Origin of the sequence: Methylobacterium ajmalii, assembly GCF_016613415.1 — a bacterium.
Classification (GTDB): domain Bacteria; phylum Pseudomonadota; class Alphaproteobacteria; order Rhizobiales; family Beijerinckiaceae; genus Methylobacterium; species Methylobacterium ajmalii.
Map to the genome: position 1 here is coordinate 44,499 of NZ_JACWCT010000138.1, position 22,189 is coordinate 66,687.

23 protein-coding genes are annotated in these 22,189 nt (G+C 71.6%); 14 read left to right on the top strand and 9 right to left on the bottom strand.

What is annotated here, in order from left to right; genetic code table 11:
• Nucleotides 1-3: 3 nt before the first annotated feature.
• From HPY23_RS25590 to HPY23_RS25625, 8 genes are all read left to right on the top strand, one after another.
• A complete protein-coding gene (locus tag HPY23_RS25590) occupies nt 4-726 on the top strand; it encodes an aspartate/glutamate racemase family protein (protein ID WP_091886641.1) in 723 nt (240 codons plus the stop codon).
• Nucleotides 727-970: 244 nt separating this feature from the next.
• Nucleotides 971-1,387, top strand: a complete 417-nt coding sequence (locus HPY23_RS25595; protein ID WP_091886638.1) for an ester cyclase — start codon at nt 971-973, stop codon at nt 1,385-1,387.
• Between the two features lie 32 nt (nt 1,388-1,419).
• A complete protein-coding gene (locus tag HPY23_RS25600; protein ID WP_091886634.1) occupies nt 1,420-2,352 on the top strand; it encodes a glutathione S-transferase family protein in 933 nt (310 codons plus the stop codon).
• A gap of 124 nt (nt 2,353-2,476) precedes the next feature.
• A complete protein-coding gene (locus HPY23_RS25605; protein WP_091886631.1) occupies nt 2,477-2,929 on the top strand; it encodes a hypothetical protein in 453 nt (150 codons plus the stop codon).
• Nucleotides 2,930-3,174: 245 nt separating this feature from the next.
• A complete protein-coding gene (locus tag HPY23_RS25610) occupies nt 3,175-3,642 on the top strand; it encodes a 4-aminobutyrate aminotransferase (protein WP_175539959.1) in 468 nt (155 codons plus the stop codon).
• A 346-nt stretch (nt 3,643-3,988) separates the two neighbouring features.
• Nucleotides 3,989-5,941 carry a PrkA family serine protein kinase gene (locus HPY23_RS25615; protein WP_091886628.1) on the top strand — a complete coding sequence of 651 codons (1,953 nt, stop codon included), beginning with the start codon at nt 3,989-3,991 and terminating at the stop codon, nt 5,939-5,941.
• A 120-nt stretch (nt 5,942-6,061) separates the two neighbouring features.
• Nucleotides 6,062-7,378 (top strand): YeaH/YhbH family protein, encoded by a 1,317-nt coding sequence (locus tag HPY23_RS25620; protein ID WP_091886625.1) that lies wholly within the window; start codon nt 6,062-6,064, stop codon nt 7,376-7,378.
• A gap of 103 nt (nt 7,379-7,481) precedes the next feature.
• A complete protein-coding gene (locus HPY23_RS25625) occupies nt 7,482-9,062 on the top strand; it encodes a SpoVR family protein (RefSeq protein ID WP_091886622.1) in 1,581 nt (526 codons plus the stop codon).
• Between the two features lie 31 nt (nt 9,063-9,093).
• Here the strand turns inward: HPY23_RS25625 and HPY23_RS25630 are convergent, their stop codons facing one another.
• Nucleotides 9,094-9,987 (bottom strand): LysR family transcriptional regulator, encoded by an 894-nt coding sequence (locus HPY23_RS25630; RefSeq protein WP_244537577.1) that lies wholly within the window; start codon nt 9,985-9,987, stop codon nt 9,094-9,096.
• A gap of 117 nt (nt 9,988-10,104) precedes the next feature.
• On the opposite strand from HPY23_RS25630, the gene wrbA reads away from it, so the two are divergent.
• Nucleotides 10,105-10,704 carry an NAD(P)H:quinone oxidoreductase gene (gene wrbA / locus HPY23_RS25635; protein ID WP_091886619.1) on the top strand — a complete coding sequence of 200 codons (600 nt, stop codon included), beginning with the start codon at nt 10,105-10,107 and terminating at the stop codon, nt 10,702-10,704.
• Nucleotides 10,705-10,849: 145 nt separating this feature from the next.
• Here wrbA and HPY23_RS25640 read toward each other — a convergent pair whose 3' ends face one another.
• Nucleotides 10,850-11,821: an L-threonylcarbamoyladenylate synthase gene (locus HPY23_RS25640; protein ID WP_407942735.1), complete on the bottom strand. Its 972-nt coding sequence runs from the start codon at nt 11,819-11,821 to the stop codon at nt 10,850-10,852.
• 164 nt (nt 11,822-11,985) lie between these two features.
• Here HPY23_RS25640 and HPY23_RS25645 point away from each other — a divergent pair, with 164 nt between their 5' ends.
• The 3 genes from HPY23_RS25645 to HPY23_RS25655 all read left to right on the top strand — a co-directional run bounded on the left by HPY23_RS25645 (nt 11,986) and on the right by HPY23_RS25655 (nt 15,625).
• Complete coding sequence (locus HPY23_RS25645) at nt 11,986-13,755, top strand: acyl-CoA dehydrogenase family protein (RefSeq protein ID WP_091886612.1); 1,770 nt, start codon at nt 11,986-11,988, stop codon at nt 13,753-13,755.
• 251 nt (nt 13,756-14,006) lie between these two features.
• Entirely contained in the window at nt 14,007-14,765 is a 759-nt protein-coding gene (locus HPY23_RS25650; protein ID WP_091886609.1) for an enoyl-CoA hydratase-related protein, read from the top strand.
• Nucleotides 14,762-15,625 (top strand): SDR family NAD(P)-dependent oxidoreductase, encoded by an 864-nt coding sequence (locus HPY23_RS25655; protein WP_091886606.1) that lies wholly within the window; start codon nt 14,762-14,764, stop codon nt 15,623-15,625. The genes HPY23_RS25650 and HPY23_RS25655 overlap by 4 nt, the downstream gene beginning before the upstream one ends.
• Here the strand turns inward: HPY23_RS25655 and deoC are convergent.
• Nucleotides 15,619-16,290, bottom strand: a complete 672-nt coding sequence (gene deoC, locus HPY23_RS25660; protein WP_175539958.1) for a deoxyribose-phosphate aldolase — start codon at nt 16,288-16,290, stop codon at nt 15,619-15,621. The two genes, HPY23_RS25655 and deoC, sit on opposite strands and share 7 nt — an antisense overlap.
• Nucleotides 16,291-16,379: 89 nt before the next feature.
• The gene (locus HPY23_RS25665; RefSeq protein WP_060846366.1) at nt 16,380-16,643 is read right to left on the bottom strand and encodes a hypothetical protein; all 264 of its coding nucleotides are present in this window, start codon (nt 16,641-16,643) and stop codon (nt 16,380-16,382) included.
• Between the two features lie 276 nt (nt 16,644-16,919).
• Between HPY23_RS25665 and HPY23_RS25670 the strand changes: the two genes are divergently transcribed.
• Complete coding sequence (locus HPY23_RS25670; RefSeq protein ID WP_091886603.1) at nt 16,920-17,684, top strand: FkbM family methyltransferase; 765 nt, start codon at nt 16,920-16,922, stop codon at nt 17,682-17,684.
• Nucleotides 17,685-17,753: 69 nt separating this feature from the next.
• Nucleotides 17,754-17,957, top strand: a complete 204-nt coding sequence (locus tag HPY23_RS25675; protein ID WP_091886600.1) for a hypothetical protein — start codon at nt 17,754-17,756, stop codon at nt 17,955-17,957.
• A gap of 43 nt (nt 17,958-18,000) precedes the next feature.
• Here HPY23_RS25675 and HPY23_RS25680 read toward each other — a convergent pair whose 3' ends face one another.
• The 5 genes from HPY23_RS25680 to HPY23_RS25700 all read right to left on the bottom strand — a co-directional run bounded on the left by HPY23_RS25680 (nt 18,001) and on the right by HPY23_RS25700 (nt 21,945).
• Nucleotides 18,001-18,234, bottom strand: a complete 234-nt coding sequence (locus HPY23_RS25680; protein ID WP_060846363.1) for a hypothetical protein — start codon at nt 18,232-18,234, stop codon at nt 18,001-18,003.
• A gap of 262 nt (nt 18,235-18,496) precedes the next feature.
• A complete protein-coding gene (locus tag HPY23_RS25685) occupies nt 18,497-18,730 on the bottom strand; it encodes a hypothetical protein (RefSeq protein ID WP_060849261.1) in 234 nt (77 codons plus the stop codon).
• Nucleotides 18,731-18,889: 159 nt separating this feature from the next.
• Nucleotides 18,890-19,537, bottom strand: coding sequence for a peptide chain release factor H (prfH, locus tag HPY23_RS25690; RefSeq protein WP_175539957.1), 648 nt, complete (start codon nt 19,535-19,537; stop codon nt 18,890-18,892).
• A gap of 1 nt (nt 19,538) precedes the next feature.
• A complete protein-coding gene (locus HPY23_RS25695) occupies nt 19,539-20,744 on the bottom strand; it encodes an RNA ligase RtcB family protein (RefSeq protein WP_091886594.1) in 1,206 nt (401 codons plus the stop codon).
• 259 nt (nt 20,745-21,003) lie between these two features.
• Nucleotides 21,004-21,945, bottom strand: a complete 942-nt coding sequence (locus HPY23_RS25700; RefSeq protein ID WP_091886591.1) for a 2-hydroxyacid dehydrogenase — start codon at nt 21,943-21,945, stop codon at nt 21,004-21,006.
• Between the last annotated feature and the right edge of the window lie 244 nt (nt 21,946-22,189).

Consider the following 22,189-nt stretch of genomic DNA (forward strand, 5'->3'; position numbering starts at 1 on the left):
CCGTTGCGCATCCTGCTGATCAACCCCAACACCACGCCGTCCGTGACCGAGCAGGCGGCGGCGCATGTCCGGCGCCTGGTCGCGGCCGAGATCGTGACGGCGACCGGGCGGTTCGGCGCCCGCTACATCGCGAGCCGCGCCGCCGCGGCCATCGCCGGGCATGCCGCCCTCGACGCGCTCGCCGCGAACGTCACGGGCTGCGACGCGGTCTACCTCGCCTGCTTCGGCGATCCGGGGCTGCTCGCCCTCAAGGAAGTCTCGCCGGTGCCCGTCATCGGCATGGCGGAGGGGGCGCTCCACCTCGCCTGCACCCGGGGGCGGCGCATCGGCATCGTCACCGGCGGCGTCCTGTGGAAGCCGATGCTGACCGAGTTCGTCGCGATGCTCGGCCTCACCGAGCGCCTCGCCGGCATCCGCACCGTGGCGCCCACCGGCGGCGAGATCGCCCGGAACCCCGATGCCGCCCTCGACCGCCTGGCCGCCGCCTGCCGCGACTGCGCCGAGATCGACGGCGCCGACGTCGTGGTGCTCGGCGGCGCGGCGCTGGCCGGCCTCGCCGAGCAGGTGCAGCCCCGGGTCGCCGTCCCGGTGATCTGCTCGGTCGAGGCCGGGGCGCGGGCGGTGATCGCCGCCGCGGGCCTCGCCGGGGCGCGGCCGGTGCTGCCCGCGACCGAGAGCGTCGGGCTGTCGGACGAACTGGCGCGGATGCTGCGCGCCGAAGGCTGAGGGGTAAGGCGCGCTAGAGCATTTTCCGACGAAACGGAAACCGGTTCGTCGCAGAAAATGCGCCAAAACAAAGACTTAGAGAGCTTCGCGATTGCAACGCGATCGTGAAGTGCTCCAGTGCGGAAAGACGGCGCGTCCGACGACCGGCAGCCGGTTGCCAAACGCCCTCCGACCTGACAGGTTGTGCACAAATAAATAGCGACGCGGTAGATACGCGAAGCCTCGCACCTCCAGGGAGGACCCGATGTCGACCGATGCCAACAAGGATCTGGCGCGCGCCTATTTCGCCGCCTTCCTCGCCCGCGACGAGGCCTGGTGGCAGCGCCACATCGCCCCCGACTTCGTCCGCCACGATCCCGGCCTCGATTTCGCGGTGCGCGGCCCCGAGGGCGTGCGCCGGCTCGGCGAGGTGCTGCATGGCGGCGTCACCGGGATGGCCCTGCCGATCGACGAGGTGATCGCCGAGGGCGACAAGGTGCTGGTGCGGCTGCGCTTCCAGGGGCGCCATACCGGCGACCTGATGGGGCTGGCTCCCAGCGGCCACGCGATCGACATCGCCGTGATGGACCTGTTTCGCATCGTCGACGGGCGCCTGGTCGAGCATTGGGCGCTGCTCGACAATCTCGGGCTCCTGAAGCAGGTCGGCGCCCTCCCGGCCTGATCCTCTCCACGCCGCCCGCCGGGAGATTCCGCATGTCCGCGCCGCAGATCGTCCTGCACCACTACGCCTTCTCGCCCTACGCGGAAAAAGTCCGCCTCGCCCTCGGCCTGAAGGGCCTCCACTGGGGCTCGGTCGACATCGCGATGATGCCGCCGCGCCCGCTGCTCGATCCGCTCACCGGCGGCTATCGGCGCGTGCCGGTGCTGCAGGTCGGGGCCGACATCTACTGCGACACCCACGCGATCCTGCCCGCCCTCGAGCGGCTGCACCCGGAGCCGAGCCTGTATCCGGGCCTCGGGCCGGCGCTCGCCGAGGGCCTGTCCTTCGGCCTGGAGCGCGATCTCTGGCTCGCGGCGATCGGCGTCACGGTGCATTTCGCCGGCGACCTGCCCGCACCCTTCCTGCGCGACCGCAAGGACGATTACCTCTACGTCGACATCGGCCACGCGGCGATGGAGCCGGATTTCCCCCGCAACGCCCAGCGGGTCGCGGCCTGGACCGGGTGGCTTGCCGAAGCCTTGTCGGACGGGCGCCGCTTCATCGGCGGGGACCGGGCCGGCGCCGTGGACCTCGCGCATTACCACCTGCTCTGGCTGATGCGCGGCGGCGAGCGGGCCGGCGCGGTCGACGGGCTGCTCGGGTTGTCCCCGCTCCAAGGGTGGATCGAGCGGGTCGCGAGCCTCGGGCACGGCCGTCCGGTGCCGATGAGCGCCGAGGCGGCGCTCGATGCCGCGCGCGACGCCGAGCCCGCCCCGGTCGAGCCGGTGAACGCGGTGCCGGCGCTGATCGCGGCCGCCCCCGGCGACACCGTGACGGTGACGCCGGACGACTTCGCCCGCGTGCCGGTGGAGGGACGGCTCGTCGCGGTCGATGCGGGCCGCATCGTCATCCGCCGCGACGAGGCCCGGGTGGGGGCGCTGCACCTGCACTTCCCGCGGGCCGGGTTCACGATCGCGAAGGGCTGATCGGAACGGGCGGGGCGGAGCCGGCGGACATCCCGGAACCGGCCCGCTTGTGTCCATGCGGGCGGCCCCCGGTCTTTTTCTCGTTCGTGACAGAACCGAACGGCCGGCGCCGCGTTACGCGGCCATGGCCGACCCTCGCCGCCAGGCTTCCCCGACCACCGAGCTGATCACCCGGCTGATGCGCGTCGTGCGCACCTGCCCGGAGGCGACGGCGGACATCCTCGAACTCGTCCTGCTGGTGAGCCAGATCGAGGCAATACCGGTGGTCGACCGCGACTACCGCGACGCCAGGCGGGTGATCGCGCGGCTGCGCAACCCGCTCTGGGACATGACGCCGGACCAGCGCCGGGTGCTGAAACAGGCCTCCGACACGATCCGCGACGCCTGCCGCCTGCGCGAGAGCGACATCCCGTCCGACCCGATCGGCGATGCGGGCGAGCGCGCGAGGATCGAGCGCGGCCTCGCCTCGGCCCTTGCCGGAGAGTTCACCCCGACGCAGATCGCCCGGGTGACCGGCGCGACCCTGGCGGTGCTCCAGGCCGCGACGGGCGACGGATCCGAGGAGGGGGCAGGATGATCGGCGACTATCCGGTCGAGGGACGGGGCTACTGGATCTGGCTCGGCGGCGTGGCCCTGCTCGGGTTGTTCAACCTGTTCGTGATGCTGGTCCTGCACTGAGGCTCCGGCACTGGCGGCGCAGGTTTCGGGCGTGTTTCCGTCCGGAGGGCGGTTTCCTTCGCGGAACCCGCCCGGCGGGCCTCGACGGCGACCGGCCCGCTCCCCACATGCGGCCGGCACATCCCTCGGAGAGCTTGAGAGCCCATGACCAGCCCCTTCCGCCCGACCCTGGCGCTCGTCGTCCTGATGGCCGCAGGGCCCGTGCTGGCTGCCGGCCCCGCATTGGCGCAAGCCGCCAAGGTCCGCGAGCACTCCGTCGCCTCCGGCAAGCAGGTCCGCCTGGTGATGGTGCCCAACCTGAAGAAGGATTGCTCGCTCGGGCCCCAGCCCGAGCTGAAGGTGACGAGCCCGCCGAAGAACGGCGCCCTGATCCAGCGGGCCGGCAAGGTGAAGACCCCCGCCACCTACCGCTGCCCGAACGCCGACGCCAACGTCCAGGCCCTGTTCTACGAGAGCAAGGCCGGCTTCACCGGCACCGACGAGGTCACGGTCGAGATCAAGGGCACCGACGGCAATGTCAGCACCCAGACGATCAAGCTGACGGTGGGCGGCAAGGATGCGCCGAAGGACGGGGCCAAGGACGGCGCCAAAAAGGACACAACCGACCTCTGACGACCGGCCCCGCACCGAGGAGCCGAAACGAATCCGGAACGTCGCCCGCGCGGGCGGCGTTCCCCTCACGTCCCGCGGAGCGCCGGGCGGCGCCTCGGGGGGTGTGGAAAAACTGGAACAGGCGTGTCCTTTACGGCACAGGCCCGGCCGATGCCCGGCTTTCGCATTGGCAGGCTTGCGACTTTCCCGTTCGTCAGGGCCGGCGCCTTGCCCGCAGCCGGCCTGCATACAGCGTTCCCGCCGCCTCCGCACCCCTCCCTGCGTCGCCGCGCTGCGACAAACATGGGGATATCGATTGCATCCGAGGCGGGACAGGATGATCCTGGCGATGTCGTGAGGGTCCGGAATGCCAATGCCGTCAGCGAGCGACCTCTTTCAAACTTTCGCACGCAGCTACGAGTCCCGCCGGGACTCCGAGATGACACTCTCCGAGTATCTCGAAGCCTGCCGTGACAACCCCTTGATGTACGCGAGTGCGCCCGAGCGTATCCTCGATGCGATCGGCAAACCCGAGTTCATCGACACTGCGCGCGACCAGCGCCTGGGCCGGATCTTCATGAACCGGACCATCCGCACCTATCCTGCCTTCTCCGAATTCTACGGCATGGAGGAGACGATCGAGCGCATCGTCTCGTTCTTCCGCCATGCCGCGCAGGGGTTGGAGGAGCGCAAGCAGATCCTCTACCTGCTCGGGCCGGTGGGCGGCGGCAAGTCGTCGCTGGCCGAGCGGCTCAAGGCCCTGATGGAGGTGCACCCGATCTACGTGCTCAAGGCCGGCAACGAGATGAGCCCGGTCTTCGAGAGCCCGCTGGTGCTGTTCGACCCCGAGACGATGGGGCCGATGCTGGAGGAGCGCTACGGCGTGCCCCGCCGGCGCCTGACCGGGCTGATGAGCCCGTGGTGCCTGAAGCGCCTCGACGAGTTCGGCGGCGACCTATCGAAGTTCCGGGTCGTCAAGGTCAACCCGTCGCGCCTGCGCCAGATCGGCATCGCCAAGACCGAGCCGGGCGACGAGAACAACCAGGACATCTCGTCCCTCGTCGGCAAGGTCGACATCCGCAAGCTCGAGACCCTGAGCCAGGCCGATCCCGACGCCTATTCCTATTCGGGCGGCCTCAACCGGGCGAACCAGGGCATCCTCGAATTCGTCGAGATGTTCAAGGCGCCGATCAAGATGCTGCATCCCCTGCTCACCGCGACGCAGGAGGGAAACTACGTCGGCACCGAGAATATCGGCGCGATTCCGTTCACCGGCATCATCCTCGCCCACTCGAACGAGGCCGAGTGGCAGAGCTTCAAGACCAACAAGAACAACGAAGCCTTCATCGACCGCATCTACGTCATCAAGGTGCCGTACTGCCTGCGGGTGACCGAGGAGCAGCGGATCTACGAGAAGCTGGTCTCGGGCTCCGAACTCGCCTCCGCCCGCTGCGCGCCCGGCACCCTGGAGATGCTGGCCCGGTTCTCGGTGCTCTCGCGCCTGCGCGAGCACGCGAACTCGAACGTCTTCTCCAAGATGCGGGTCTATGACGGCGAGTCCCTGCGCGAGGTCGATCCCCGCGCCCGCTCGATGCAGGAATACAAGGACACCGCCGGCGTCGACGAGGGCATGGACGGGATCTCGACCCGCTTCGCCTTCAAGGTGATGGCCGCCACCTTCAACCACGACACCACCGAGGTCTCGGCCGACCCGGTCCACCTGATGTACGTCCTCGAGCAGTCGCTGCGCCGCGAGCAGCTGCCGCCCGAGACCGAGAAGCGCTACCTCGAATTCATCAAGGGCGAGCTGGCGCCGCGCTACGCCGAGTTCATCGGCCACGAGATCCAGAAGGCCTACCTCGAATCGTACCACGATTACGGCCAGAACCTGTTCGACCGCTACATCGACTACGCCGACGCCTGGATCGAGGACCAGGACTTCAAGGACCCGGAGACCGGGCAGCTGCTCAACCGCGAGCTGCTGAACCAGGAACTCACCAAGATCGAGAAGCCGGCGGGCATCGCCAACCCGAAGGACTTCCGCAACGAGGTGGTGAAGTTCGCCCTGCGCTCGCGGGCCCAGCACGGCGGGCGCAACCCATCCTGGACCTCCTACGAGAAGATCCGCGAGGTGATCGAGCGGCGGATGTTCAGCCAGGTCGAGGAGCTCTTGCCGGTGATCTCCTTCGGCTCGAAGAAGGACAGCGAGACCGAGAAGAAGCACGGCGAGTTCGTCGAGCGGATGAAGGACCGCGGCTACACCGAGCGCCAGGTCCGGCGCCTCGTCGAGTGGTACATGCGCGTCAAGCAGGCGGGCTGAGCCCGGACGGATCCGCGGGCGGCATCGGGCCCGCGGATCCCACTCCCTCGGATCACCCGCTCGCCGTAGCGGGACCGAGCCGGAAACGACAGGATGGCGTGATCGGAGAGCGCGAAGCGGATGCACATCATCGATCGACGCCTCAATCCCGGCGGCAAGAGCCTGGCGAACCGGCAGCGCTTCCTGCGCCGGGTCCGCGACGTGGCCCAGCGCGCCGTGCGCGAGGCGGCCCGGGAGAAGGACATCAAGGATCTCGGCAAGGACGGTCACGTCACCGTTCCGGTGGACGGCGTGCGGGAGCCGAAATTCACCCGCAACCCCTCGACCGGGGTTCAGGACCACATCCTTCCCGGCAACAAGACCTACATTGAGGGCGACCTGATCGAGCGCCCGCCGGGGGGCGGCGGGGGAGGGGGAGGCAGCGGCGAGGCCGGCGACGGCGGGGCGGACGGCGAGGATTCGTTCCGCTTCGTGCTGACCCGCGAGGAGTTCCTGGAGCTCTTCCTCGAGGATCTCGAACTGCCCGACCTCGCCAAGCGCCGCCTCGCGGTGGTCGAGACCGCGACCCTGCGGCGGGCCGGCTACACCGTGTCAGGCTCGCCCGCCAACCTCTCGATCGGGCGGACCCTGCGCAACTCGCTGTCGCGGCGCATCGCCCTCAAGCGGCCGAAGGCGGCCGAGACGGCGACCTTGGAGGAGGAGATCCGGGCGCTCGAGGAGAGCGAGCCCGACGCCGCGATCCTCGACGAGCTGCGGGCGGAGCTGGAGCGCCTGCGCACCCGCTCGCAGCGCATCCCCTACGTCGACCCGATCGACCTGCGCTACCGGCGCTTCGAGCCGTATCCGCGGCCCGTCGCCCAGGCGGTGATGTTCTGCCTGATGGACGTCTCGGGCTCGATGACCGAGCACATGAAGGACCTCGCCAAAAGGTTCTACATCCTGCTGCACATCTTCCTGACCCGGCGCTACAAGCACGTCGAGATCGTCTTCATCCGCCACACCGACCACGCCAAGGAGGTCGACGAGGAGACGTTCTTCGGCTCGCGCGAGACCGGCGGCACGCTGGTCTCCTCGGCGCTGGTCGAGATGAAGCGGATCATCGCCGAGCGCTACAACCCGGACGACTGGAACATCTACGCCGCCCAGGCGTCGGACGGGGACAACGTGTCGAGCGACGGCGCGACCTCGCAGGACCTGCTGCGCTCGGCGATCCTGCCGGCCTGCCAGTACTTCGCCTACCTGGAGGTCGGCGACGAGGGCGGGCCGCGGGCGGGCTTCGTCGAGCACCGCACCACGCTGTGGCGCACCTACGAGCCGGTGGCGAAGACCAACTCGGTGCTGGCCATGCGCAAGGTCAACCACCGCCGCGACATCTACCCGGTCTTCCGCGAGCTCTTTTCGCGCAACAAGGCCGGCCAGGAGACGGCGACGACCTGACGGCCGTGACGACGGCGCGGCCCAGCCCCGGGCCGCGCCCGCTTGAACGACGATCCGCATCCCGCCGCGGGATGGTTTCAGGTACCGGGAGGTTCGACGCCCGATGAGTTCCGCCACCTTCGGCACGCGGCCCGCGAGCCCGGCCGTCATCGCCAGGACCGCCCCGCTCTTCACCGGCAACGACTGGGACTTCGACACCATCCGGCGCATCCACGACGCCTGCGAGGCGATCGCCGGGCCGGAACTGGGCCTGAGCTGGTATCCCAACCAGATCGAGATCATCACCGCGGAGCAGATGCTCGACGCCTATGCGTCGATCGGCATGCCGTTGTTCTACAAGCACTGGTCGTTCGGCAAGCACTTCGCCCAGCACGAGGCCGGCTACCGCCGCGGCCTGATGGGGCTGGCCTACGAGATCGTCATCAACTCCGATCCGTGCATCTCCTACATCATGGAGGAGAACACGGCGACGATGCAGACGCTGGTCATCGCCCACGCCGCCTTCGGCCACAACCACTTCTTCAAGAACAACTACCTCTTCCGGCAGTGGACCGACGCCGAGGGCATCCTCGACTACCTGGACTTCGCCAAGACCTTCATCACCCGGTGCGAGGAGCGCTACGGCCACAACGCCGTCGAATCGGTGCTGGACGCCGCCCACGCCCTGATGAATCAGGGCGTCCACCGCTACCCGCGCAAGAAGCGCCCCGACCTCTCCTCCGAGCAGCGCCGCGAGCGCGAGCGGCAGGAGCACCAGGAGCGGATGTACAACGACCTCTGGCGCACCCTGCCGGCCAAGAGCCCGACCGGCAAGCCGGATCCGAACGCCGAGCGGCGCCGGGCGCTGCTGGAATTGCCGCAGGAGAACATCCTGTACTTCCTGGAGAAGGCGGCGCCGCGGCTCCAGCCCTGGCAGCGCGAGATCCTGCGCATCGTCCGCCACGTGGCGCAGTATTTCTATCCCCAGCGCCAGACCAAGGTGATGAACGAGGGCTGCGCCACCTACAACCACTACCGGATCATGACCCGGCTGTCCGAGACCGGGCAGATCGACGAGGCGGCCTACCTCGAGTTCCTGCAGTCGCACACCAACGTCATCCGCCAGCCGAACTACGACGACCGGAGCTACGGCGGCCACAACCCCTACGCCATCGGCTTTGCCATGATGACGGACATCGCCCGCATCTGCACCGAGCCGACCGAGGAGGACCGGGCCTGGTTCCCCGACATCGCCGGCAGCGGCGATGCGATGGGGGTCCTGCGCGACGTCTGGGCGAACTACCGCGACGAGAGCTTCATCGCGCAGTTCCTCAGCCCGCGGCTGATGCGCCAGCTGCGGCTGTTCCACGTCACCGACGATCCCGACAAGCCGGAACTCCGCGTCGAGGCGATCCACGACGAACGCGGCTACCGCAAGCTGCGGCGGGCCTTCGCGCGGCAATACGACGTCGCCTGGCTCGATCCCGACATCGAGGTGGTCGACGTCGACCTGGAGGGCGACCGCAAGCTGATCCTGCACCACAAGGTGCTCAACCGCGTGCTGCTCAACAAGGACGACGCGAACCGGGTGCTGCAGCACCTCGCCGACCTCTGGGGCTACGACGTGCTGATGAAGGAGGTCGACACCACGACCGGCGCGGTGCTGAAGGAGCATACCGCGAGCGCGCGCCCGACCTTCTTCTGATCGCAGCCGGAGGCCGGCCGGGCCATCCCCTTCAGCCGCCCGGCCGGCCGCCCTCGATCAGGTCGCGCTGCCGGGTGAGGGCGTCGCCGACGAAGTCCAGGAAGGCGCGCACCCGCGCGGCGCGGCGCAGGTCCGGATGGGTGAGGAGCCACAGGCCGGCCGCCAGCTCGGGCTCGGGTTCGGAGAGCCGCACGAGGCCGGGCCGGGGATCGCCGATGACGCAGGGCAGGGGGCCGATCCCGATGCCGGATTCGACCGCGTCGGCCAGCCCCTGCACGGTGTCGAGGCGCAGGATCACCCGCTCGGGCGCCGTGCGCTCCTGGACGTAGCGGGCGGCCGCCGCGGCGCCGAGGCGGGGCGCGGGCGAGACCCAGCGCTGGGCGTCGAGCGGCACACTCCTGTCGAGGTCGGCCCGGCCGTAGAGCGCCCAGGCGATGGTGGCGAGGCGCCGGCCGACCAGGGTGTCGGGAGGGTCGTTGGTGGCGCGCAACGCCACGTCGGCGTCGCGCTTGGCGAGGTTGAGCGCCTGCTCGGACACCACCACGTCGAGGCGCACCTCCGGGCAGCGGGCGCAGAACTCCGCGAGGATCGGCGTCAGGAGCCCGGTCAGCAGCGAAGCCGCGGTGGTGACCCGCAGCTCGCCGGCCGGCGTGAGGCCGCAGCTCTCGATCCGCCGGGTGAAGGCGAGCACATCCTCCTCCATCCGGGCGGCGATCCGCACCATCTCCTCGGCCGCCGGCGTCGGCACGTACCCGGTGCGGTGGCGCTCGAACAGCGGCGTGCGCAGCGATGCCTCGATCTGGCCGAGCCGCCGGAAGGCGGTGGAATGGTTGATGCCGAGCCGCTCGGCGGCCTGGGTCAGGCCGCGCTGATCGGAGATGGCCTTCACCAGCCGAAAGTCGTCCCAGGCGAGGGGAGCGGTCACGGGAATCTCCCGACCTTGCGCGCCTGCAAGCGCGGGCTTGCAGCATAGGGCATTTCGTTCGCGCCCACGATCCGCGATGGTCCGCCGACGTTCAAGGCGACCTTGGGAGATCACGCGATGGCGAAGGTTCTGGTCCTCTACTATTCGACCTACGGCCATATCGAGCAGATGGCGCAGGCGGTGGCCGAGGGCGCCCGGGAGGCGGGCGCCGAGGTGGCGGTCAAGCGGGTGCCCGAGCTGGTGCCGGAAGAGGTCGCCCGCAACGCGCATTTCAAGCTCGACCAGGCGGCGCCGATCGCCACCGTGGACGAGCTGCCGGGCTACGACGCGATCGTCATCGGCACGCCGACCCGCTTCGGCAACATGGCCTCGCAGATGAAGAACTTCATCGATCAGACCGGCGGCCTGTGGGCCAAGGGCGCGCTGATCGGCAAGGTCGGGTCGGTCTTCACCTCGACGGCCTCCCAGCATGGCGGCCAGGAATCGACGATCCTCACCGTCCACACCGTCCTGCTGCATCAGGGCATGGTGGTGGTCGGCCTGCCCTACAGCTTCCAGGGCCAGCTCGGCACCGACGAGGTGATGGGCAACTCGCCCTACGGCGCCTCCACCATCGCGGGCGGCGATGGCAGTCGCCAGCCGAGCGCGGTCGAGCTGGAGGGCGCCCGCTTCCAGGGCCGCCACGTCGCCGGCATCGCCGCGAAGCTGGCCGGCTGAGCACCGACCCGGCCAAAGAAAAAGCCCGGACGGGTCCGGGCTTCGAGGCGGAAGGTCGATGGGGGCTTGAGTGACCTTCTAGACCCCTTCAACGCGTCGGCCGGGGGATCGGTTCCGCGGCCGATGCGAATTTTTTAGGGCGCCGTCAGCGCGGCGCCGCGGCGCGGCCGAGGCGGTCGCGGATCGCCTCACCGAGGCCGTCCGCGGGGATCGGCGCCACCGCGATCACCGCGGGACCGGCGGCGTCGAGCCGGCGCAGGTAGCCGAAGAGGTGGGAGGCCGCCTCCGCGAGGTCGCCGGCCGGGCTGAGGTTGAGCGACAGGAGCGCCCGGTCGAGCCCGTCCGGGGCTGCCGGCCCGAACAGCAGCGCGGCCTCGCCGGACAGGATCTCCGTCGCGTCGAGGCGCATCGCCGCCCGCGGCGCGTAGTGCGAGGCGAGGAGCCCGGGCGAGACCGGCGCCGAGCCGGCCGGCGCCGACGGCAGGGCGAGGGGCCGGCCGAGCACGGCTTCGATGCTCGCGCGCGGCACGCCGCCCGGACGCAGCAGCACGGGCGGGCCGTCGAGGCAGGCGACGATGGTCGATTCGACCCCGACCGGGCAGGCGCCGCCGTCGAGGATCGCGGCGATCCGGCCGTCGAGGTCGCCGAGCACGTGGGCGGCCTCCGTCGGGCTCACCCGTCCCGAGCGGTTGGCCGAGGGTGCCGCCACCGGGCAACCCGCCGCCGCCAGCACGGCGCGAGCGAGCGCGCTTCCCGGCACCCGCAACGCCACGCTGGGCAGCCCCGCCCGGGCGAGGTCGCAGACGCGCCCACCCGCGGCCGCCGGGACCACCAGGGTCAGCGGCCCGGGCCAGAACGCCTGCGCGAGGGCCAGGGCGTCGGGGCCGAACGCGCCTTCGCGCCGCGCCGCCGCGAGGTCGGGCAGGTGGGCGATCAGCGGGTTGAACCGCGGCCGCTCCTTGGCGGCGTAGATCGCCGCCACCGCCTTGGGGTCGCCGGCATCGGCGCCCAGCCCGTAGACGGTCTCGGTCGGGATCGCGACGAGCCCGCCCGCCCGCAGCAGGGCGCCGGCCTCGGCGATGCCCGCGGCATCGGCGGCGAGGCGGCGGGTCGCCATTGACCCGCGATCATCGTTCACGTCTAAACTGTCTGTCACCATGCCTCCGGCCGTAGCGTCGGCGGCGGCCGCACGTCAAATCCAAAGGGCGGCACCCGGGGGTCCCGTGCGGCGGGCATTCCCGAGGCCGACCGCCCGATCCGCTCCCCGGGGAGGAGCCCTCGATGACCTATCGCGCGCCCGTGGCCGAGATGGCCTTCACCCTCCGGCACGTCGCCGGGCTCGACCGCGCCATCGCGGAGGGCCTGCACGGCGACCTCTCCGACGACCTCGTCGACACCATTCTGGACGAGGCCGGCCGCTTCGCCAACGACGTGGTGGCACCCCTCAACAAGGTCGGCGACCGCCACGGCACCCCGCTCAAGGACGGCGTCGTCACCATGCCGCCGGGCTACCGCGAGGCCTACCGGGCCTGGACCGAGGGCGGCTGGAACGCGCTCCCGGGCCCGGTCGAGTATGGCGGCCAAGGGCTGCCGATCCTGCTCAACGCCGCCTGCATCGAGATGTGGAACTCCGCCGCGATGGCCTTCGGCCTCGGGCCGCTGCTCACCGCCGGCGGCGTCGAGGCGCTGAGCCGCCACGGCAGCGAGGAGCTGCGCGCCCGCTACCTCGAGAAGCTGGTCTCGGGCGAGTGGACCGCCACCATGAACCTCACGGAGCCGCAGGCCGGCTCGGACCTCTCGGTGATGCGCACCCGGGCCGAGCCGGTCGGCGACGGCAGCTTCCGGATCTCGGGCGAGAAGATCTACATCACCTGGGGCGAGCACGACCTCACCGACAACATCGTGCATCTGGTGCTGGCGCGCCTGCCCGACGCGCCTCCCGGCACCCGCGGCATCTCGCTGTTCCTGGTGCCGAAGGTGCTGCCGGACGGGTCGCGCAACGCGCTCAAATGCGCGGGCGTCGAGCACAAGCTCGGCATTCACGGCTCGCCGACCTGCACCATGGTGTATGACGGCGCCACCGGCTGGCTCGTCGGCGAGGCCAACCGCGGGCTCGCCTGCATGTTCACGATGATGAACAACGCCCGCCTCGGCGTCGGCCTGCAGGGCGTGGCCATCGCCGAGCGCGCCTACCAGCAGGCCCTGTCCTACGCCCGCGACCGCCGCCAGGGCCGCGCGGCCGCCGCCACCGAGGGCGCGAGCGCGATCATCGAGCATCCCGACGTGCAGCGGATGCTGCTCACCATGAAGGCGCTGACCGGCGCCTCCCGCGGGATCTGCTACCTGACGGCGGAAGCCCTCGACCGCGCCCACCGGGCCCCGGACGAGGCGGCGCGCAGGGCGGCGCAGGCCCGGGCCTCGCTGCTGACCCCCGTCGCCAAGGCCTTCTCGACCGATATCGGCATCGAGGTCGCCTCGCTCGGCATCCAGGTCCATGGCGGCATGGGCTTCGTCGAGGAGACCGGCGCCGCCCAGCACCTGCGCGACGCCCGCATCGCGGCGATCTACGAGGGCACCAACGGCATCCAGGCGATCGACCTCGTCACCCGCAAGCTGCCGCTGGAGAACGGCGCGGTGGTGCGCGGCCAGATCGCCGCGATGCGCCTCGTCGCCGAGCGGGTGCTCAAGGAGGGCGGTCCCGGCTTCGGCCACACCGCCCCGCGCCTGCGCGAGACGATCGAGGCGCTCGACCGGGCGACGGGCTACCTCCTGAAGGCGCTAGGCTCTAACCGGCCCGACGAGGCCCTGGCCGGCGCCACACCCTACCTGCGCCTGTTCGGCCTGGCGCAGGGCGGCACCTGCCTGGCACAGGCCGCGCTCGCGGCCCATGCGGCCGTGGGAGCCGGGGACGGGGATCCGGCACATCCGGCCCGCATCGCCCTGGCGCGCTTCTTCGCCGAGAACCTCGCCACGGCGAGCCGGGGGCTGGAGGAGACGGTGACGGGGGGAGCGGGCTTCCTGCAGGATGGCGCATTGGCGCTGGCGGGGTGAGGCGCACATCGCAAGACGAACCTGGCTCTCCCACCCGCAACCTCATCCTGAGGTGTCGGTCCATCAACGATGGACTGACCTCGAAGGAGGGCTCCAGAAGCCTCGGCGCTCTCTGGAGCCCTCCTTCGAGGCTGTGCGATCTTCGATCGCCCAGCACCTCAGGATGAGGTCGTGCATGGGAAGAGTGGATGTTTCCTCAGCCGACGCTGGAAATCTTCCTCAGTGATCCGCGCCTCATTTCCGAGGGTTCCATGACCGACCACGTCCGCATCACCGACGAACCCGGCGGCGTCCGCCTCGTCCAGCTCGTCCGGCCCGAGAAGAAGAACGCGCTCACGGGCGCGATGTACGACGCCATGCGGGAGGCGCTGGAGGGCGCCGACCGCGAAGGGTCGGGTGTCGGCGCGGTGGTGTTCGCCGGGTCGGAGGGCGTGTTCACCGCCGGCAACGACATCGTCGACTTCGTCGCCCGGGCGGAAGCCTCCTTCGGCGAGGCGCCGTCGCTGCGCTTCATCCGCCAGCTCGCCGTGACCCGCACCCCGATGGTGGCGGCGGTGGACGGGCTCGCGGTCGGGGTCGGCACAACGCTGACCTTTCACTGCGACCTCGTCTACGTCGCCCCCGCCGCGACCTTCCGCATGCCCTTCGTCGATCTCGGCCTGGTGCCGGAGGCGGCCTCCAGCTACCTGCTGCCGCGCCGGGTCGGCCTGGCGAAGGCCACCGAACTGCTGCTCCTCGGCGAGGCCTACGGGGCCGACGAGGCGGTGCGGCTCGGCCTCGCCAACGCGGTCGTGCCGGCGGACGGCCTGCTGGAGCACGCGCTGGCGCAGGGCGCCAAGCTCGCGGCCAAGCCCCGCCAGGCGCTCGCCGCCGCCCGCCGGCTGATCCGCGGCGACCATGCGGCGGTGCAATCCGCCATGGCGGCGGAGGCCGAGGCCTTCGACGCGGCGCTCCGCTCGCCCGAGGCGCGAGCCGCGTTCCAGCGCTTCCTGTCCCGCGCGCCCCGGTGAGGCCCGCGGGGGTCCCGGACCTGTCCGGAAAGGTCTGCCTCGTCGCCGGCGCCTCGCGCGGGGTCGGCCGGGGCATCGCCCGGGCGCTCGGCGAGGCCGGCGCCACGGTGGTCGTCACCGCCCGCTCCAGCGAGACGGGTGCCCGCACCGACCAGCGCTCGGAAGCCCTGGAGGACACCGCCCGGGAGGTCGACCTCGCGGGCGGGCGCGGCCACCATTACCTGTGCGACCACACCCGCGAGGGCGAGGTCGACGCGATGGTGCGCTGGGTGCTGCGCCGCTTCGGCCGCATCGACGTCGCGGTGTCGAGCGTCTGGGGCGGCAACGAGGGCTATGACGGCGTGCGCTACCCCGACGGCGCCGCCTGGGGCACCGCCTTCTGGCGCCGCGGCCTCGCGCCCCTGCGCCACGGCATGGAGACCGGGCCGCTCGCCGGCCTGCTGCTGGCTCGCGCCGTCGCGCCCGCCATGGTCTCGGCCAGGGGCGGGCTGCTGGCGCTGGTCTCGTTCGGCACCGAGGCCTATCTCGGCGACCTGTTCTACGACCTCGCGAAATCCGCCACCAACCGCCTCGCCCTGGCGATGGCGGAAGAGCTCAAGCCCCACGGCGTCACCGCGCTCGCCCTGGCGCCGGGCCTGGTGTGGACCGAGCGGGTGGTGGAAGCCGGCATGGGCGGCGAGGCCGGCGAGAGCCCGCTCTATGCCGGGCGGGCGCTGGCGGCGCTCGCCGGCGATCCGGCTGTCGCCGAGCGGGCCGGACAGGTCGTGCACGTCGCCGATCTCGCGGGCGCCTACGGCTTCACCGACGAGGACGGCAGCCGGCCGGAGCGCTACCGGCCGGACGGCGCCCCGCCTCAGTAGCCGTCGCCGGCCGCGCCGGCGGTCACCAGGGCCACGCCCGAACTCGTGCCCAGCCGCGTCGCCCCGGCGGCGACCATGGCGCGGGCGGCCTCCAGGCTGCGCACGCCGCCGGACGCCTTGACGCCGATGCCGTCGCCGACGGTCGCCCGCATCAGGGCGACGTCCGCCGCGGTGGCGCCGCCGGTCGAGAAGCCGGTCGAGGTCTTGACGAAGTCCGCCCCGGCCTCGACCGCCAGCGTGCAGGCGAGCCGCTTCTGTGCGTCGTCGAGGAGGCAGGTCTCGATGATCACCTTCAGCACCCGGTCCCGGCAGGCGGCCCGGACCGCCGCGATGTCGGCCCGGACCGCGGCGTGATCCCCGGCCTTCAGGGCGCCGAGCGCGATCACCATGTCGATCTCGCCCGCGCCGCGGGCGACGGCGCCCGCGGCCTCCGCCGCCTTGTCCTGAGGCATCACGGCGCCGAGGGGAAAGCCGACGACCGAGCAGGGCGCGACGTTGCTGCCGGACAGGATCTCGGCCACCAGCCCGACATGGACCGGGTTGACGCAGACGGCCTTGAAGCGGTGCGCCAGCGCCTCGTCGCAGAGGCGCCGCACCTCGGCGGCGGTCGCGTCGGCGCGCAGGAGCGTGTGATCGATCAGACCGGCCAGTGCGGACGCGTCCACGAAAAAAAAATCCTCCCGCTCGCGACCGGATCCGCCCGCTCGCCTCCGAAGGGATTCCCATCGCCGCGCGCGGGCCGTCAAGCGGTGCGTCAGTGCGCCGAGGCCCCGCGGATCGCCGCCACCACCTTCTCGACGAAGGCGACGCCCGGCTCGGTGAAGGTGATCTCATCCTCGCTCAGGGTCGCGAGGCCGCGCGTCTCCACCTCGGCGGCACCCTCCGGGTCGGCCTGGTGCCCGCTGCCGTCCCGGCGCACCACCGAGCTGATCGGTTGGCCGCTGATCAGGTGGTGGTAAGCCGCGAAGGTGAAGATCGACAGGGCGCGGTCGGACAGGTCGGTGGTCTCGGCAGCCATCGGGGCGGGTCTCTCGCAAGAAGGGGGGACCCTGCGCGAGGCGGGGTCGTGTCGGCCCACAACGTCCGGTGGTTGCGAAAGTCCCATGGGCCCTGCGGTGCACGGTGCCGCAGCACCGGGGGAGACCGAACTCGTGCGAGAGCATTTTCCGACGCAGTGGATGCCGGTTCGTCGAAGAATATGCGGCAGGATCAAAAACCTAGAGCGCGTCGCGATTGCGACTCGATCGCGAAGCGCTCTAGGCACTGGTGCAGCCACCGCCGTCCCGGAGTGTCGATGATCCGTCTCGAAGGCGCCCGCCCGCGGGGCACCGCCGCCGCCGTCGGCCGCTCGCTGCGCCTCTATCGCGGCGCGGGCGCGCCCCGCGCGGCGATGGACGCGCTCTACGGCCGCTTCGTGCGGCCCGGCGACCTCGTTTTCGATGTCGGAGCCCATGTCGGCGACCGCGTGGCGGCGTTCCGGCGCCTCGGCGCCCGGGTCGTCGCCCTGGAGCCGCAGCCGGGGCCGATGCGGGCCCTGCGCCTGCTCCACGGCCGCGATCCCGGCGTGGTGCTGGTCGCAGCGGCGGCAGGCGACGCGCCGGGCGAGATCGCGCTGCACCTCAACCGCGCCAACCCGACCGTGTCGACGGCCTCGCCGGGCTTCATCGCCGAGGCCGCGGGCGCGCCCGGCTGGGAGGGACAGGTCTGGGACGACCGGATCACGGTGCCGGCCACCACCCTCGACCGGCTGGTGATGGAGTACGGGCGTCCGGCCTTCGCGAAGATCGATGTCGAGGGGTTCGAGGACCGGGTGCTCGCCGGGCTCTCGCAGCCTCTGCCGGCTTTGTCGTTCGAGTTCACCACCATCGCCCGGGCGGTAGCCCTGCGTTGCCTCGACCGGCTGGCGGCGCTCGGGCCGTACGGCTTCGACGTCGCGCTCGGCGAGAGCCAGTCCCTGCAGTTCGGCCATCCGGTCGGGCGCGACACGATGGCGGATTATCTCGTCAGCCTTCCGGCGGAGGCGAATTCCGGGGACGTCTACGCGGTGACGGCGGCCTGAGGCGGCATCCGATGGGGAAGCCTTCACCTCTCAGGGCGAGGGTCCGACGGCATCGGGAGAGCACGCGACATGGTGGGGCGAATCGGGGCGGCCGTGGTGATCGCGGTCGGGCTTCTGGGAACCGAGGCGCGGGCCGGCACGCCGGCGGCCGAGGCGCGGATCCAGCGCCAGCTCGACGCGATGACCCGTCACGACCTCTGCGCGCGGGACGACGCGGCGCTGAAGCGGCTGCGGCACCGCCTGTCGCACGGCCTCGCCGGGCCGCGACGCTGACGACAAGCCGGCAGCGGGAGGGCTGCCGGCGCAGATCTCGGGCTCAGCCGTCCGAGCGCAGGATCTTGGTGATGGCGAGCGGCGGGCGGCCGGACTTCTCGGCGATGTCGCGGTCCTGCTCCTCGATCACCTGACGGATGGCGGCATCGGCGTCCATCTCGAGGGTGGCGGTCCGGGGCACCCGGCGGTTGGAGCGGCGCGATCCGTCATCGTAGTAGACGTCGAACAGGACGTAGCCGGTGTCCTGCACCTTCGGCTTCTGCTTCGAACGCAGCATGGTGGTGGTCTCTTCTTGGCGGCGGGGCGCACGGCGAAAGGCGCGGCTGGCCGCCGCGCCGTACCGGGCCCGCACCGCGGGGGGAGGATCGATCGGACGATGGGGGTCCTACGCGCCCGATCGGAAGGGCCCGCCGGCAAGACCGGCCGGCGCGGGGCGCCGGTCACGATATGGGCCCGAACGCCGAAAAGCGCCAGCGCGAAGCGCATGGCGCCGATGCCGCAGAGCGAAAAGACCGGCGGCGACCGCTCCCTCGCGCGGGTCAGCCGATATGCATCACCGCGGCCACCGGGGCGGCGGTGGTCCGCGCCGTATGGGTCATCGCCCAGATCGACCAGGCGGCGAGCGCCGAGCAGGAGAGAAGCACCAGGCCGCGAACGTAGCGGCCGCGATGGATGTCGCGTACCGCGTAGACCGGCATCAAGGCCGCCTTGGCGAGGTTGCGCAGGGCGAGAACCATCAGGATCGCCAGGAAGGCCGTCATAGTCCCGAACATGCCCATCCCCCTTAACGGCCTATGCACCGTGGCGGAGGTTATCCCCGCAACACGACGAAACGAAGCCACGCCGTCGAGAAATCGAACCGGTGCGTCTTGCCGACCACAGCAACCTTGCGGGCGAAATGGTTAACGGGCGGTAATCGCCCCGTCGCCGCCTCACCGGATCCGCGCGAAGCCCGGCCCCGCATAGGCGCGCACCGCGCTCCCGCCGCGGTCGGCCACCGCGACGGTCAGGGCCCAGCGCTCCCGCATCCCGGTCCGAACCCCATCCTCCGCCCGGGCGCGCAGCGCGAGCCCGAGCCGGGCGAGCGCCAGGGCCCGGTTGCGGTGCTGGCTGCGCTCGGTGTCGCAGGTGACGGTCAGCCCGCTCGGCCGGTGGCGCAGGCGCACGGCGCTGTCCGTGGTGTTGACGTGCTGGCCGCCGGCCCCGGAGGCTCGAAACGCCTCCCAGTGCAGGTCTGCCTCCCGGATGCCGAGATCCTCGATCCGCGGCGGCGTGACCCGGGCGACCGAGACGAACCAGTTCTTGCGCCCGTGACCCGGCCGGAGGGGGCTCGGGCAGGTCCACTGCACCGTGCCTTCCCAGGACCGGGCCCACAGATCGATCTCGCCGGCATCGACCTCCTGGCCGTCGAGGCGGAGGAGGGCGGAGAGCAGGCCGGGTTTCCCCGGCACCGTCTCCAGGACCGTGGCGACGAGGCCGGCTTCCCCCGCCTCACGGACCAGCGCGTCGCACAGGCCCGCGACCGCGAGCCGGCATTCGCCGGGCCCGCGTCCGGCGCTGAGTTGCAGCAGCAGCGTCATCTCACCGCTCCCCATGCTTGGCGGCGCGGGCGATGCGGCGCTCGCGCAGGCGGGCCCGCTTGTCGGCCCGGGCCGGACCGTCCGGATCGAGCGAGCACTTGAAGGTGACGAGCGGGTGCAGCACCGCGACGATCCGCACCAGCCCGGCCGCCTCGAGGTCGCCGACGACGGAGGCGGCCGGCGCCGCCTCCTCCCACAGCAGGCGCTCGTCGCCGCAGACCACCACGCCGCCATAGGGGTTGCGGGCGAGGTCCTCGCGGCGCAGGCGGCCCTTCAGCTTGGCCTTCGCCTCGTGCCGCCCGAGCTTGCGCCCGGCGCCGTGGGCGAGCGACCACAGGGCGTCGGCCCGGTCCGGAACCGGCTCGACCAGGAGGCTGACGTCGCCGCGCGAACCGGGCACCACCACCGGTCCGCGATCGGCCGGCGCGGCGCCCTTGCGGTGGAGGTGGCAGCGGCAGCCGCCGACCTCCACCGGCGAGACGCCGTTGTGGCAGAGGTCGAGGAGGCAGCGCCCCTCGGCCCCCAGCCCCGTCAGCGCCCGGTGGGCGACGAGGTCGCGGTTGGCCCGGGCCCAGCCCACGGCCGCGTCGTGCGCCGCCAGGTAGGTCTCCGCCTCCGGCGTATCGGCCCGCAGCGGCGAGGCCCCGTGCCGCTCGGTATGGGCCCGCAGGATCGATTCGCCGAAGCCCCGGCTGCCGGTATGGACCAGCAGGGCCAGGCGGGCCGGGTCGAGCCCGATCCGCGCCGCCGCGGCGGGATCGCGGATCTCCGCGACCGTCTGCACTTCCAGGAAGTGGTTGCCGTGCCCGACCGTGCCGAGGGAGGCGTCATAGGCCGTGGGCGAGACGCCGCGCCCGGCGAGCCAGCCGGCGACGTCGCCGTCCCAGGGAGCGTCGAGGCCGTCGAGCCGGGCGGCGATCCGGCGCGGATCGGCCCGGCGCACGGCGAGGTCGGTCTGCCACAGGGCCATGCCGCAGCCGATGTCGGAGCCGACCAGGACCGGCCGGATCAGCCCCTCCGACAGGAAGGCCGCGCCGACCGGGCCGTTCTTGCCGGGGTGGAGGTCCGGCATGCCGACGGTCTCGCGCATGCCGGGAAGGGCGCCGGTCTCGTCGAGCTGGCGCAGGGCCTCGCCCTCGATCCAGGTCGAGGCGGAGGCGACCACGCGAACGCCGGGGGCGCGCGTGGCGATGATGGAATTGCCCATGAGGGATGTGGATTCCGGGGCTGCGCAAGGCAGCCGAAGACGAGCTTCAGCGAGCGGACGAACCGCCTCGCTGCGTCAGAACGCCGGTCCGCCGCCCATGCGGGGGATCCTCGCGTCGTTGCCCCGTCAGAGGACGGGGCGGGCATGGATGGATTCCATGGCTCGCCCTCCGGCCGGGTCCAATCCCGGTCCACGGCTCGGTACTACCGCAACGGAAGCGGCGTCGCAATCCGCAGGGCGTCCGGGCTCGCCAGGGCCGTCAATAGCCCCGCGCCGCATCCACCGTATCCGGCGGTACCCGTCCCGCCCGCACGGCTTCGGCCGCGGCGAGCAGGGTGCGGGCGACGGCCCGGGGGCTCGCCTCGCAGGCCTCGTGCGGGGTGATGCGGATCGCCGGGTGATCCCAGAACGGATGGGCGGTGGGCAGCGGCTCGGTGGCGAACACGTCGAGGGCCGCCCCCGCGAGGTGACCGGAGTCGAGGGCCGCCAGGAGATCGGCCTCGACCAGGTGCTCGCCGCGGCCGACCTGGATCAGGAGGCCGCCCGGGCGCAGGCGGGAAAAGAGGCGCGCATCGAGAATGCCGCGCGTCTCCGGCGTCAGCGGCAGCAGGTTCACCAGGATTTCCGTCTCACCGAGCATCGCCGCGAGCCCGTCGAGCCCGTGGTGGTGGACGACGCCGGGATCGGTGTCTTGCGGGCTGCGGCTCCAGGCCCGGACCGGGAAGCCGAGGGCGGCGAGATCGGCGGCGACCCGCCGGCCGATCCTGCCGTAGCCGAGGATGCCGACCGGCACCGCGCTCGCGTCGCGCGGGTAGAGCCGGCGCCAGAGCCGGTCGCGCTGGTTCCCGGCATACGCCTGGAAGCGCCGCTGGTGGCCGATGGCGTGCCAGAGCACGAAGCCCGACATCGCCCGCGCCTGGTCGGGATCGACCACCCGCACCACCGGCAGGTCCGGCGGCCGCCCGGGACAGGCGAGCAGGTTGTCGACCCCGGCCGCGATCGAGCAGAGGGCCGCGAGGTTGGGGTAGCGGGGCAACGCGTCGGCCGGCGGGCGCCAGGCCAGGGCCAGGCGCACCCGCTCGGGGTTCTCTGCCGGATGATCCAGGATCTCGACCCGGTCGGCAATTTCGGCGAGTACCGGGCCGAACAATCCGCGCAGGTCGGTGGTCGCGCTCAAGAGCACGCAGGGAAGGCGGTCCATCGTCGGATCTATTCGGGCAGAGATGTGATCGAATTCGGGGAGTGATACCAACGGTCGTTGAAAGCGACCTTTGTCTCCGTTCTCGAATTTTTGCCAAGCCTCTGGTTTGGTATCGAAAATTCGAGATGGTTCAACGGTCCGATGCATCAGCATCTTGGGCCGTTGGTATGAGTGGGATGTCCCATCCACGACCTCATCCTGAGGTGCGACCGTGAGGGAGCCTCGAAGGAGGGCTCCAGCTCGC